Source organism: Streptomyces sp. NPDC042638, assembly GCF_040647235.1.
In the GTDB taxonomy this organism is placed as follows: Bacteria; Actinomycetota; Actinomycetes; order Streptomycetales; family Streptomycetaceae; genus Streptomyces; species Streptomyces rameus.
On sequence record NZ_JBEZBT010000002.1, the window covers coordinates 183,326 to 196,884 of the forward strand.

Annotated in this window: 12 protein-coding genes; all 12 read left to right on the plus strand. The window is 70.1% G+C overall.

Annotation, left to right across the window (positions count from 1 at the left end; genetic code table 11):
- Positions 1 to 749: helix-hairpin-helix domain-containing protein (locus AB0B40_RS02415; protein ID WP_362262252.1), on the plus strand; the 749-nt coding region annotated here is incomplete at its 5' end.
- The gene (gene rapZ, locus AB0B40_RS02420; RefSeq protein ID WP_345050749.1) at positions 746 to 1,768 is read left to right on the plus strand and encodes an RNase adapter RapZ; all 1,023 of its coding nucleotides are present in this window, start codon (positions 746 to 748) and stop codon (positions 1,766 to 1,768) included. The genes AB0B40_RS02415 and rapZ, both read left to right, overlap by 4 nt.
- Positions 1,765 to 2,832 carry a uridine diphosphate-N-acetylglucosamine-binding protein YvcK gene (gene yvcK, locus AB0B40_RS02425; RefSeq protein ID WP_345050751.1) on the plus strand — a complete coding sequence of 356 codons (1,068 nt, stop codon included), beginning with the start codon at positions 1,765 to 1,767 and terminating at the stop codon, positions 2,830 to 2,832. The genes rapZ and yvcK overlap by 4 nt, the downstream gene beginning before the upstream one ends.
- Positions 2,823 to 3,812 carry a DNA-binding protein WhiA gene (gene whiA, locus AB0B40_RS02430; protein ID WP_345050754.1) on the plus strand — a complete coding sequence of 330 codons (990 nt, stop codon included), beginning with the start codon at positions 2,823 to 2,825 and terminating at the stop codon, positions 3,810 to 3,812. The genes yvcK and whiA overlap by 10 nt, the downstream gene beginning before the upstream one ends.
- Before the next feature lie 152 nt (positions 3,813 to 3,964).
- Positions 3,965 to 6,919: a M14 family zinc carboxypeptidase gene (locus AB0B40_RS02435; RefSeq protein WP_345050756.1), complete on the plus strand. Its 2,955-nt coding sequence runs from the start codon at positions 3,965 to 3,967 to the stop codon at positions 6,917 to 6,919.
- A 297-nt stretch (positions 6,920 to 7,216) separates the two neighbouring features.
- Positions 7,217 to 8,227, plus strand: coding sequence for a type I glyceraldehyde-3-phosphate dehydrogenase (gene gap, locus AB0B40_RS02440; RefSeq protein ID WP_345050758.1), 1,011 nt, complete (start codon positions 7,217 to 7,219; stop codon positions 8,225 to 8,227).
- A 132-nt stretch (positions 8,228 to 8,359) separates the two neighbouring features.
- Positions 8,360 to 9,571 (plus strand): phosphoglycerate kinase, encoded by a 1,212-nt coding sequence (locus AB0B40_RS02445; protein WP_345050761.1) that lies wholly within the window; start codon positions 8,360 to 8,362, stop codon positions 9,569 to 9,571.
- A 5-nt stretch (positions 9,572 to 9,576) separates the two neighbouring features.
- On the plus strand, positions 9,577 to 10,353 hold the full coding sequence (gene tpiA / locus AB0B40_RS02450; protein ID WP_362262258.1) for a triose-phosphate isomerase: 777 nt from the start codon (positions 9,577 to 9,579) through the stop codon (positions 10,351 to 10,353).
- 108 nt (positions 10,354 to 10,461) lie between these two features.
- Positions 10,462 to 10,698, plus strand: a complete 237-nt coding sequence (gene secG, locus AB0B40_RS02455; RefSeq protein WP_345050766.1) for a preprotein translocase subunit SecG — start codon at positions 10,462 to 10,464, stop codon at positions 10,696 to 10,698.
- Positions 10,699 to 10,934: 236 nt separating this feature from the next.
- Positions 10,935 to 11,270: an RNA polymerase-binding protein RbpA gene (locus AB0B40_RS02460; protein ID WP_003957010.1), complete on the plus strand. Its 336-nt coding sequence runs from the start codon at positions 10,935 to 10,937 to the stop codon at positions 11,268 to 11,270.
- Between the two features lie 122 nt (positions 11,271 to 11,392).
- A complete protein-coding gene (locus AB0B40_RS02465) occupies positions 11,393 to 11,785 on the plus strand; it encodes an MFS transporter (protein ID WP_345050768.1) in 393 nt (130 codons plus the stop codon).
- Positions 11,786 to 11,837: 52 nt separating this feature from the next.
- Positions 11,838 to 13,490, plus strand: a complete 1,653-nt coding sequence (pgi, locus tag AB0B40_RS02470; RefSeq protein WP_362262262.1) for a glucose-6-phosphate isomerase — start codon at positions 11,838 to 11,840, stop codon at positions 13,488 to 13,490.
- Positions 13,491 to 13,559: the final 69 nt, after the last annotated feature.

The following is a 13,559-nucleotide window of genomic DNA, read 5'->3' on the forward strand; positions in this document are numbered from 1 at the left end:
CGTACGGCCCGGACGCGCGCACCGCCCCGGACGCGATCGCCGGCACAGACGGCCCGGACGCGCGCACCGCCCCGGACGCGATCGCCGGCACAGACGGCCCGGACGTGATCGCCGGCACAGACGGCACGGACGTGATCGCCGACTCCCTCAAGGACGATGACGGCCGCCCGAGGAAGTTCGCGTACCCGCCCCAGCTCGTGGTGGTGGACGGCGGCCGGCCGCAGGTCGCGGCGGCCCGGCGTGCCCTGGACGAGCTGGGCATCGACGACATCGCCGTCTGCGGCCTCGCCAAGCGCCTGGAGGAGGTCTGGGTGCCCGGCGAGGACGACCCGGTGGTCCTGCCCCGCACCAGCGAGGGCCTCTACCTGCTCCAGCGGGTCCGCGACGAGGCCCACCGCTTCGCGATCACCTACCAGCGCACGAAGCGCGCCAAGCGCTTCCGCGCGGGCCCGCTGGACGACGTCCCCGGCCTCGGCGAGACCCGGAAACAGGCGCTCATCAAGCATTTCGGTTCGGTGAGGAAGCTGCGGTCCGCCACAATCGAGCAGATCCAGGAAGTGCCCGGGATAGGCCGGAAGACGGCCGAGACCATCGCCGTGGCCCTCGCCCAGGCGGCCCCGGCCGCACCGGCCGTGAACACGGCGACCGGAGAGATCATTGAGGATGAGGAACCAGGTACGACGGACGGTTCCTCAGGGGAGCCCGTGACCGCGGGCGGCCCGGACGAACGACGGGGGCAGGAGACATGACCGAGCACGAAGAGCACCCCACAGCACAGCGAGATCAGGCGCACAGCGACACGGGCGACGATGCCGTCCGGCACGACACCGACGCCGGCCGGGACACGGGCCAGGACAACGGAGCACAGGTGAGTACGGGCAACGAGACAGCCGGGGTCCCCGAGGCGGCCATCCCCGAGCTGGTGATCATTTCCGGGATGTCCGGAGCCGGACGGTCCACGGCCGCGAAGTGTCTGGAGGACCTCGGCTGGTTCGTCGTGGACAACCTGCCGCCCGCCCTCATCCCCACCATGGTGGAGCTGGGTGCCCGCTCGCAGGGCAACGTGGCGCGGATCGCGGTCGTCGTGGACGTGCGCGGCCGGCGCTTCTTCGACAACCTGCGCGAATCCCTCGCCGACCTGGACACCCGGGGCGTCACCCGGCGGATCGTCTTCCTGGAGTCCTCCGACGAGGCCCTGGTGCGCCGCTTCGAGTCGGTGCGCCGCCCGCACCCGCTGCAGGGCGACGGTCGCATCGTCGACGGCATCGCCGCCGAGCGCGAGCTGCTGCGCGAGCTGCGCGGCGACGCCGACCTGGTGATCGACACCTCCAGTCTCAACGTGCACGAGCTGCGCGCCAAGATGGACGCCCAGTTCGCGGGCGAGGAGGAGCCGGAGCTGCGGGCCACCGTGATGTCCTTCGGCTTCAAGTACGGCCTCCCGGTCGACGCCGACCTGGTCGCGGACATGCGGTTCCTGCCCAACCCGCACTGGGTCCCGGAGCTGCGCCCCTACACCGGCCTCAACGAGGAGGTCGCCGGCTACGTCTTCAACCAGCCCGGTGCCAAGGAGTTCCTCGACCGGTACGCCGAACTGCTCCGGCTCGTCGCGGCCGGCTACCGGCGCGAGGGCAAGCGGTACGTGACCATCGCCATCGGCTGTACGGGCGGTAAGCACCGCTCGGTGGCGATGTCGGAGAAGCTCGCCGCGCGCCTCGCGGCCGAGGGCGTGGAGACGGTGGTCGTGCACCGGGACATGGGACGGGAATGACGGGACGTACACCGCGGCTGAGCAGACTGCGCCGGGTGGTGCCCGACGCGCGCGCCGACCGCCCGGCCGAGGCCCGCGGGGCCCGGCCCCGTAGGCGTGGCACCCAGCCCAAGGTGGTCGCGCTCGGCGGCGGCATGGGCCTGTCCGCGTCGCTCGCCGCGCTGCGCCGGATCACCGGCGACCTCACCGCCGTCGTCACCGTGGCCGACGACGGCGGCTCCAGCGGCCGGCTCCGGGACGAGCTTGGCGTGCTGCCGCCCGGCGACCTGCGCAAGGCGCTGGCCGCGCTGTGCGGCGACGACGACTGGGGCCAGACCTGGGCCCGGGTCATCCAGCACCGCTTCCAGTCCCAGGGCGACCTGCACGAACACGCGGTCGGCAATCTGCTGATCGTCGCCCTGTGGGAGCAGCTCGGTGATCATGTGCAGGCCCTGGACCTGGTCGGCAAGCTGCTCGGCGCGCACGGCCGTGTGCTGCCCATGTCGGCGGTGCCGCTGGAGCTGCAGGCCCTGGTCAAGGGGCACGACCCGGAGCGTCCGGACGACGTGGACACGGTGCGCGGGCAGGCGACCGTCGCCCTGACGCCCGGCGAGGTGCAGTCGGTGCATCTCGTGCCCAACGACCCGCCCGCCGTCCCCGAGGCCGTCGCGGCGGTCATGGACGCGGACTGGGTGGTGCTCGGTCCCGGCTCCTGGTTCTCCTCGGTCATCCCGCACCTGCTCGTCCCCCAGCTGCTGGACGCGGTCACGGAAACCAAGGCGCGCCGTGTGCTCTCCTTGAACCTGGCGCCGCAACCGGGAGAAACCGAGGGCTTCTCCCCGCAGCGTCATTTGGAGGTTTTGGGGCGACACGCCCCTAAACTCGCCCTGGACGTGGTGCTGGCCGACGAGGCCGCCGTGCCCGACCGTGACTCGCTCACCGAGGCCGCCAAGCGGCTGGGAGCCGCGGTCGAGCTGGCGCCCGTGGCCCGGCCCGACGGATCACCCCGGCACGATCCGGAACTGTTGGCCGCCGCGTACGACCGTATTTTTCGGATGCATGGAAGGATCGGCCCATGGCGATGACGGCAGCGGTGAAGGACGAGATCTCCCGGCTCCCCGTCACCCGGACCTGCTGCAGGAAGGCGGAGGTTTCCGCCATTCTGCGGTTCGCCGGCGGCCTCCACCTGGTGAGCGGACGCATCGTGATCGAGGCGGAGCTGGACACCGCGATGGCGGCACGCCGGCTCAAGCGGGACATCCTGGAGATCTTCGGGCACAGTTCCGAGCTGATCGTGATGGCACCGGGCGGACTGCGCCGCGGCTCCCGGTACGTCGTACGGGTCGTCGCCGGCGGTGACCAGCTGGCCCGGCAGACGGGTCTCGTGGACGGCCGGGGCCGCCCGATCCGCGGCCTGCCCCCGCAGGTGGTCTCGGGGGCCACCTGCGACGCGGAGGCGGCCTGGCGCGGGGCCTTCCTGGCGCACGGCTCACTGACCGAGCCCGGCCGGTCCTCCTCCCTGGAGGTGACCTGCCCGGGCCCGGAGGCCGCGCTCGCGCTGGTCGGCGCCGCGCGCCGGCTGTCGATCGCGGCGAAGGCCCGTGAGGTGCGGACGGTGGACCGGGTGGTCGTCCGGGACGGCGACGCGATCGGCGCCCTGCTCACCCGCCTCGGCGCGCACGAGTCCGTGCTGGCCTGGGAGGAGCGCCGGATGCGGCGCGAGGTGCGGGCCACGGCCAACCGGCTCGCCAACTTCGACGACGCCAACCTGCGCCGCTCGGCCCGTGCCGCCGTGGCCGCCGGGGCCCGGGTCCAGCGCGCCCTGGAGATCCTGGGCGAGGAGGTGCCGGAGCACCTGGCGGCCGCCGGTCGGCTGCGCATGGAGCACAAGCAGGCGTCTCTGGAGGAGCTGGGCGCGCTCGCCGACCCGCCGCTGACGAAGGACGCGGTCGCGGGCCGGATCCGCCGCCTGCTGGCGATGGCCGACAAGCGCGCCTCCGACCTGGGTATCCCGGGCACGGAGGCGAACCTCAGCGAGGATCTGGCGGAGAACCTGGCCGGCTGACCCGACGGTCCGTCAATTCGCTGGTGCCGGCCCCCGATCGGGTGGTCGGCACCGGTATGTGCGTGTCCATGTGGCGCTCTTGACTCGATCATCGTGTGACATGAGCCTGGCAACCTGTTCGCCGCTGTGGCGGACCACCTCCAGGGGGGTTCATGAGACACAGAGCGAGATCGATCCTCGCCGTCGGCGCGCTTCTCGTCGGCGGAGCGAGCCTCGCACCCACCGCCCAGGCACACAGCGCACACCCCGCGAGGTCCGACCCGGACGAGGTCAAGGTCTTCCGCGCCGACGTCACCCGCAAGCAGGTTCCCCTGCTGCTCGAAGCCGGTCAGGACGGCCATGAGCTGGGCCAAGCGGTGACCGCAGGCGGCAAGGCCGCGGTGGAGGTCTACCTCACCGACAAGCAGGCGGCCAGGCTGCGCGAGCAGGGGGTCGACCTCACCGAACACACCCTCTCGGCCAAGGCGCAGGCCCGGGTCGAGGGCGCCGCGCAGGGTGTGTTCCGCCCGTACAGCGGACGCGGTGGACTGGAGGAGGAGATCCTCCGTACCGCCCGGGCCAACCCGCGCCTCACCAAGGTCGAGTCCATCGGCCGGACCATCAGGGGCCAGGACATCCTCGCGCTCAAACTGACCGGGAACGCGAAGAAGTCGAAGGACGGCTCCAAGCCGTCGGTGCTCTACCTGTCCAACCAGCACGCGCGGGAGTGGATCACGCCGGAGATGACCCGGCGCCTGATGCACTACTACCTGGACAACTACGGGACCGACAAGCGCGTCAAGAAGATCGTCGACACGACCGAGCTGTGGTTCGTCCTCTCGGCCAACCCCGACGGCTACGACTACACCTTCCAGGGCTCCGCCAACCGCCTGTGGCGCAAGAACCTGCGGGACGTCAACGGCGACGGCGTCATCAGCACGGGCGACGGCGTCGACCTCAACCGCAACTTCGCCTACAAGTGGGGCTATGACGACGAGGGCTCGTCGCCCAACCCCACCAGCCAGACCTACCGCGGCGCGAGTCCCGAGTCCGAGCCCGAGACCCGGGCCCTGGACGGCTTCGAGAAGCGCGTCGGGTTCAGGTACGCGATCAACTACCATTCCGCCGCCGAGCTCCTCCTCTACGGCGTCGGCTGGCAGGTGGCCACCCCGACCCCCGACGACGTCCTCTACAAGGCGCTCGCCGGCACGCCGGACAACCCCGCGGTCCCCGGCTACCGCTCGCAGCTGTCCTCGGAGCTGTACACCACCAACGGCGAGGCGGACGGGCACGCGTCGAACGTCAACGGCCTGGCGATGTTCACCCCCGAGATGTCGACCTGCCAGACCGCCTCGAGCGTCGATCCGAACGACGCCTGGAAGCCCGAGGACTGCCAGTCGGAGTTCAGCTTCCCCGACGACGAGAAGCTGATCCAGCAGGAGTTCGCGAAGAACGTCCCGTTCGCGCTCTCCGTCGCCGAGACCGCCGCGCACCCCGACAAGCCGGCCTCCGCGGTCGGTCTGAGCGCCGCCGACTTCACCCCGGCCGCGTTCTCCACGTCCTACTCCCGGGGCGCCGACCAGGAGGTCTCCGTCGTCGCCCGCAAGGCGGTCCGGGACAAGGAACTGAAGTACCGCGTCAACGGCGGCCGTACGCTCGACCAGGCGCTGAAGCACTGGAGGGGCGGACAGACCTACGGCGGCGAGGACGACCTCTACTTCGACGAGTACCGCGCCAAGGTGCAGGACGGCGTCCCGGGCGACAAGGTCGAGGTGTGGTTCACCGGCGAGACCAAGGCCGGCAGGAAGGTCTCGAGCCCCCACTTCACGTACACCGTCGCCAGGCGGCCGAAGGCCGACACCCTCGTGGTCGCCGAGGAGGGCACGGCCGCCACACAGGCACGGACGTACACGGACGCGCTGAAGGCGGCCGGCCACAGGGCGATCGTGTGGGACGTGGCCACCCAGGGCGTTCCGGACGCGCTCGGCGTGCTGGGGCACTTCCCGACGGTCGTGCACTACTCCGGCGCGACGGGCCCGGCCAATCCCACCCAGCTCCAGCTGCGCTCCTACCTCAACGAGGGCGGCCGGCTGATCGAAGCCGGTGAGCTGGCCGGCGGCAGCGTCGACCTCGGCGGCGGCACCCTGTCGGACGACTTCAGCCAGTACTACCTGGGCGCCTACAGCCGTACGTCGACCAAGGGGGCCACCGGCTTCACCGGCTCCGGCGCGCTCGACGGCTTCACCGGCGCCCTCGGTGACGCGCCCGGCAACCCGCTGGACAAGGCGGGCACCTACAGCGTCACCTCCGAGGAGCTGCCGGTCGCCACGTATCCGCAGTTCACGAGCGCGGGCGCGGGCGCGTTCGCCGGGACCGTCAACCCGTACGGGCCGTACGCGGGCGCCGCCATGGCCGCCGCCGTGCACACCGACGACGCCTACAAGCGACTCACCCGCACCATCGACCTCACCGGTGTCGGCGCCGCCGACAGGCCGGCCCTGAGCGCCCGGCTGCTGTGGGACACCGAGCCCGGCTACGACCACGCGGTGATCGAGGCGCACACGGTGGGCACCGACGACTGGACCACCCTGCCGGAGGCCGGAGGGGCCACGAAGACGGCCGTACCGGCCGAGTGCGGGGCCGGCTTCCTGATCGGTGAACACCCGTGGCTGAAGCACTACCTGACGCTCGACGGCAACGCGTGCACGGCGACCGGCACCACCGGTTCCTGGAACAGCCTCACCGGCAGCTCCGGCGGCTGGCGGCAGGTGAGCTTCGACCTGAGCGCGTACGCCGGGAAGCACGTCGAGGTCTCGATCAGCTACGTCACCGACCCCGGCAGCGGCGGCCACGGCGTCCTCGCCGACGACGCCTCGCTGGTCGTCGGCGGCGCGGCGCGGGAGACCGAGGGCTTCGAGTCGTCCCTGGGCGCCTGGAAGGCGGCCGGACCGCCCGAGGGCAGCCCGGCGGTCCTGAGGGACTGGACGCGCACCGGGACCCTGTTCCGGACCTATGGAGCGGTCGCCACGGACGACACCGTGCTGCTCGGCTTCGGCCTCGAACAGGTGCCGTCGGCGGCCGATCGGGCGGCCCTGCTGAAGAAGGCGTTCCGCGCGCTCGACAGGTGAGCGCGGCCCCCTCTCAACGGTGCGCGGACGGGGTACTCATCAAGTGAGCCGACCCGCTCACGAACGAGTGAAAATGGCGTCAGGAGTGCCTGGCATTCCCTGACAAACACGAATGAATCCACTGCCGATCCGAGGCGGTCCGTACCCCTACTGGCGGGTACGGACCGCCTGCCCTCTATGCGGCATCTCGATGTCACTCCGGGGGCCTCAGAGAGGTAGGGTCGGTGGTGGTCGGGGACATCCCAAATACAGCTCGCCGGCACCGCATGGCCGGCGTACCAACGAGGAGATCGGTTCGTGACGATCCGCGTAGGCATCAACGGCTTCGGCCGCATCGGGCGCAACTACTTCCGCGCGCTGCTGGAGCAGGGTGCAGACATCGAGGTCGTGGCTGTCAACGATCTGGGTGACACCGCGACCACCGCCCATCTGCTGAAGTACGACACGATCCTGGGGCGCCTCAAGCAGGAGGTCACCCACACCGCCGACACCATCACGGTGGACGGTCACACCATCAAGGTGCTCTCCGAGCGCAACCCGGCCGAGATCCCCTGGGGCGAGCTGGGCGTCGACATCGTCATCGAGTCGACCGGCATCTTCACCAAGAAGGACGACGCCGCGAAGCACATCGCCGGCGGCGCCAAGAAGGTCCTCATCTCGGCTCCGGCCAAGGACGAGGACATCACCATCGTCATGGGCGTCAACCAGGACAAGTACGACCCGGCGCAGCACCACGTCATCTCCAACGCCTCCTGCACCACCAACTGTGTGGCGCCGATGGCGAAGGTCCTCGACGAGAACTTCGGCATCGTCAAGGGTCTGATGACCACGGTGCACGCGTACACGAACGACCAGCGCATCCTGGACTTCCCGCACAAGGACCTGCGCCGCGCCCGTGCCGCCGCCGAGAACATCATCCCGACCACGACCGGTGCCGCGAAGGCCACCGCCCTGGTCCTGCCGCAGCTGAAGGGCAAGCTGGACGGCATCGCGATGCGCGTCCCGGTCCCGACCGGCTCGGCCACCGACCTGGTCGTGACGCTCCAGCGCGAGGTCACCAAGGACGAGGTCAACGCCGCGTTCAAGAAGGCCTCCGAGGACGGCGACCTCAAGGGCTACCTCGCCTACACCGAGGACCAGATCGTCTCCTCGGACATCGTCGGCGACCCGGCCTCCTGCACCTTCGACTCCTCCCTGACCATGGTCCAGGAGGGCAACTCGGTGAAGATCCTCGGCTGGTACGACAACGAGTGGGGCTACTCCAACCGCCTCGTGGACCTCACGCGCTTCGTCGGCGACCAGCTCTGATCGTCGAAGCAGCATCTTGAAGTGAGAGCAGGGCCCGGTCAGCGCAGGGACGCGCTGACCGGGCCCTGACTCACGTGCAGAACAGCGATGACTACGATCACGGAGCACCATCAGCCCTCGGGAGCCCCCATCATGAAGACGATCGACGAACTTATCCAGGACGGTGTGGAAGGCAAGCGGGTCTTCGTCCGCGCCGACCTCAACGTCCCGCTGGACGGCACGACCATCACCGACGACGGCCGTATCCGCGCTGTCGCCCCGACCATCGCCAAGCTCGCCGAGGCGGGTGCACGGGTGATCGTCGCCTCGCACCTGGGCCGCCCCAAGGGCGCCCCGGACCCGCAGTTCTCGCTCGCCCCGGCCGCGGTGCGGCTCGGTGAAATCCTGGGCAAGAACGTCTCGTTCGCCACCGACACGATCGGTGACAGCGCGAAGGCCACCGTCGCCGCCCTGGCGAACGGCGAGGTCACGCTGCTGGAGAACCTCCGGTTCAACGCGGGCGAGACGAGCAAGGACGACGCGGAGCGCGGCGCGTTCGCCGACGCCCTCGCCGCCCTCGCCGATGTCTACGTCGGTGACGGCTTCGGCGCCGTCCACCGCAAGCACGCATCCGTCTACGACCTGCCGGCCCGGCTGCCGCACTACGCCGGCTACCTGATCGCCACCGAGGTCGGCGTCCTCAAGAAGCTCACCGACGACGTCAAGCGGCCCTACGTCGTCGCGCTGGGCGGCGCCAAGGTCTCCGACAAGCTCGCGGTGATCGACCAGCTGCTCGGCAAGGCCGACCGGCTGCTGATCGGCGGCGGTATGGCCTACACCTTCCTCAAGGCCAAGGGTTACGAGGTCGGCATCTCCCTCCTGCAGGAGGACCAGGTCCCGGTCGTCACCGAATACATGCAGCGCGCCGAGAAGCAGGGCGTCGAGCTGCTGCTGCCCGTCGACGTCGTGGTCTCCCGGGAGTTCCCGGACCTGAAGACCAAGGCGCCGACCGAGAACACCACGGTCGACGCGGACAGGATCCCCGCCGACCAGGAGGGCCTGGACATCGGCCCGAGGACCCGAGAGCTCTACGCCTCGAAGCTCGCCGACGCCGAGACCGTCTTCTGGAACGGTCCCATGGGCGTCTTCGAGCACCCCGACTACGCCGAGGGCACCAAGGCGGTCGCCCAGGCACTCGTCGACTCGGACGGCTTCACCGTCGTCGGCGGCGGTGACTCCGCCGCGGCCGTGCGTACGCTCGGCTTCGACGAGAATGCATTCGGCCACATCTCGACCGGTGGCGGCGCCTCCCTCGAATACCTCGAGGGCAAGACGCTCCCCGGCCTCGCCGCACTGGAGGACTGACCTCAATGAGCACGCGCACGCCGCTGATGGCGGGCAACTGGAAGATGAACCTCAACCACCTCGAGGCCATCGCGCACGTCCAGAAGCTCGCCTTCGCGCTGGCCGACAAGGACTACGAGGCCGTCGAGGTCGCCGTTCTGCCGCCCTTCACCGACCTGCGCTCCGTGCAGACCCTGGTCGACGGCGACAAGCTCAAGATCAAGTACGGCGCCCAGGACATCTCGCAGCACGACTCCGGCGCCTACACCGGCGAGATCTCCGGTCCCATGCTGGCCAAGCTGAAGTGCACCTACGCGGTGATCGGCCACTCCGAGCGCCGGCAGTACCACCACGAGACCGACGAGATCGTCAACGCCAAGGTCAAGGCCGCCTACAGGCACGGCCTCACCCCGATCCTGTGCGTCGGCGAGGAGCTGGACGTCCGTGAGGCGGGCAACCACGTCACGCACACCCTCGCCCAGGTCGAGGGCGGCCTGAAGGACCTCCCGGCCGAGCAGGCCGAGACCGTCGTGATCGCCTACGAGCCCGTGTGGGCCATCGGCACCGGCAAGGTGTGCGGCGCCGAGGACGCGCAGGAAGTCTGCGCCGCCATCCGCGCCAAGGTCGCCGAGCTGTACTCGCAGGACGTGGCCGACAAGGTCCGCGTCCAGTACGGCGGCTCCGTGAAGTCGGGCAACGTCGCCGAGATCATGGCCCAGGCCGACATCGACGGCGCGCTGGTCGGCGGTGCCTCGCTGGACGCCGAAGAGTTCGTCAAGATCGTGCGGTTCCGCGATCAGTAGGACGGTCTGTGAGTAGGCGGTAGCGGCGATACGTCGTACCCTTGCGGGGGCGCAGCCCAGGTGCTGTGCCCCCGTCGTCCATCAAAATCCGAGGAAGTTGGTCCAGCCGTGGTTTTGGGGTTCTCGATCGCCCTGATCGTCTTCAGCCTGCTGCTGATGCTGCTGGTGCTGATGCACAAGGGGAAGGGCGGCGGCCTGTCCGACATGTTCGGTGGCGGCATGCAGTCCTCCGTCGGCGGCTCCTCGGTCGCCGAGCGCAACCTCGACCGGATCACCATCGTGGTCGGTCTGCTGTGGTTCGCGTCCATCATCGTCCTCGGCATCGTGATGAAGACGAACAGCTGACGCACCGAACCGCGCAAACCGGGGCGTATGCCCCGATCATTCCGTATATTCCCCACGTAAAGCCCCGTGTTCGGTACGCGCTCCTGAGCGCGGCCTATCATGGGGCTTGCGTCTGGATGTGGGGGCCGGTAACTCCAATCACTGGACGCGCGTTGGGCCTTACGTAGACTGAGGCGCTCGCGGCGAAGTGAAACGCCGACTCGCTTCGCGGCACCATCACGCAGGGAGTTACGACCGTGGCAAGTGGCAACGCGATCCGAGGAAGCCGGGTCGGGGCGGGGCCGATGGGCGAGGCCGAGCGCGGCGAGTCCGCGCCGCGTCTGCGCATCTCCTTCTGGTGCTCCAACGGGCATGAGACGCAGCCGAGCTTCGCCAGCGACGCGCAGGTTCCCGACACCTGGGACTGCCCGCGCTGCGGCTTCCCGGCCGGTCAGGACCGGGACAACCCGCCGGACCCGCCGCGCACCGAGCCGTACAAGACGCACCTCGCGTACGTACGGGAGCGGCGCAGCGACGCGGACGGCGAGGCGATCCTCGCCGAGGCGCTCGCCAAACTGCGCGGCGAGATCTAGGAGTTTCACCGGCCGGGTGCCCGCGGGCGCCTGGCCGGAGCCGTATCCGCCGCTCGGCGCCGACCGGTTGTCAGTGCTGCCCCCTACCGTTTTCGTGAAGGTGCGAACGGCGAGGGGGAGTTGTGACGGCGGCCGAGACGGGTGACAAGCGTGTGCCTCCGTGGCGCGGGGGCTTCGGGTGGCTGTGGAGCGCCGCCGTGCTGCCCGGCTTCGGTGACGCGCTGCCTGCGGCCGCGCTGCCGCTGCTCGCCGCCTCGCTGACCGGCGAACCCCTGCTCATCGCCGCCGTGTCCGCCTGCGGCTACCTGTCCTGGATCCTCTTCGGCCTGCTCGGCGGCGCGATCGCCGACCGCGTCGACCAGCGGCGCGCGATGTGGACGGTGGACACGGCCAGGGCGCCGCTCGCCGCAGCCTTCTTCGTCCTGCCGGTCACCGCGCTGATACCGGCGCACAGGCCGGAGACACCTGTGGCCGGCCACGGGGAAAGCGTCGCGACCGCTCCTCCCGTGCACTGATCAACTAGGTTGGAACCGCTGGGACAGGCACGAAAGAAGGCGGAAGTCGGAAATGAACGCAGACGGCCGTACCAGGCTCGACCAGATGCCCGAGTGGACCGCTCTGGCGGGGCACCGGGAGGAGCTGGCGGACACCCATCTGAGGGATCTGTTCGACGCCGATCCCGCGCGCGGCACCGGGTACACGCTCCAGGTCGGCGACCTCTACGTCGACTACTCCAAGCACCTCGTCACCGACGAGACGCTGCGCCTGCTGCGCGAGCTGGCCGCCGCGACGGACGTCTTCGGCCTGCGCGACGCGATGTTCCGGGGCGAGAAGATCAACGTCACCGAGGACAGGGCCGTGCTGCACACCGCCCTGCGCGCCCCGCGCGACGCGGTGATCGAGGTCGACGGTGAGAACGTGGTGCCGGCCGTGCACGCCGTGCTCGACAGGATGAGCGACTTCGCCGACCGCGTCCGCTCCGGTGCCTGGACCGGCCACACCGGCAAGCGCATCCGCAACGTCGTCAACATCGGCATCGGCGGCTCCGACCTCGGCCCCGCGATGGCCTACGAGGTGCTGCGCAGCTTCACCGACCGCGATCTCACCGTCCGCTTCGTCTCCAACGTGGACGGTGCCGACCTGCACGAGGCGACCCGGGACCTGGATCCCGCCGAGACGCTGTTCGTCATCGCCTCCAAGACCTTCACCACCATCGAGACCATCACCAACGCCACCTCCGCGCGCAAGTGGCTGCTGGCCGCTTCGGGCGACGAAGCCGCGGTGGCCAAGCACTTCGTGGCACTGTCCACGAACGCCGAGAAGGTCGCCGAGTTCGGCATCGACACCGCCAACATGTTCGAGTTCTGGGACTGGGTCGGGGGCCGGTACTCGTACGACTCCGCGATCGGCCTGTCCCTGATGATCGCCATCGGCCCGGACCGCTTCCGTGAGATGCTCGACGGCTTCCGGCTGGTCGACGACCACTTCCGCACCGCGCCCGCCGAGGCCAACGTCCCGCTGCTGCTCGGCCTGCTGGGCATCTGGTACGACAACTTCCACGACGCCCAGTCGCACGCCGTGCTGCCGTACAGCCACTACCTCTCCCGGTTCACCGCCTACCTCCAGCAGCTGGACATGGAGTCCAACGGCAAGCACGTCACCCGTGACGGCGAGCAGGTCGGCTGGCAGACCGGACCGGTCGTGTGGGGTACGCCCGGCACCAACGGCCAGCACGCCTACTACCAGTTGATCCACCAGGGCACCAAGCTGATCCCGGCGGACTTCATCGGCTTCGCCGAGCCGGTGGCCGAGCTGAGCGGGGAACTCAAGGCGCAGCACGACCTGCTGATGGCCAACTTCTTCGCCCAGACGCAGGCCCTCGCCTTCGGCAAGACCGCCGAGGAGGTCCGCGCGGAGGGCGTCCCCGAGGAACTGGTCCCGCACAAGACCTTCCAGGGCGACCGGCCGACCACGACGGTCCTCGCTCCCCAGCTGACCCCGTCCGTGCTCGGCCAGCTGATCGCCCTCTACGAGCACAAGGTGTTCGTGCAGGGCGCGGTGTGGAACATCGACTCCTTCGACCAGTGGGGCGTGGAACTGGGCAAGGTGCTCGCCAAGCGGGTCGAGCCCGCGCTCACCGAGGGCGCCGAGGTCCCGGGCCTGGACGCGTCGACGAAGGCGCTGGTCGCCCGGTACCGCACGCTGCGCGGCCGGAGCTGAACCGCCCCGCGCCGGCCGGGGCGGGGCACGACTGTGCGTTTGCCGTGCCGATCGCCTAGGGTTCCGCTG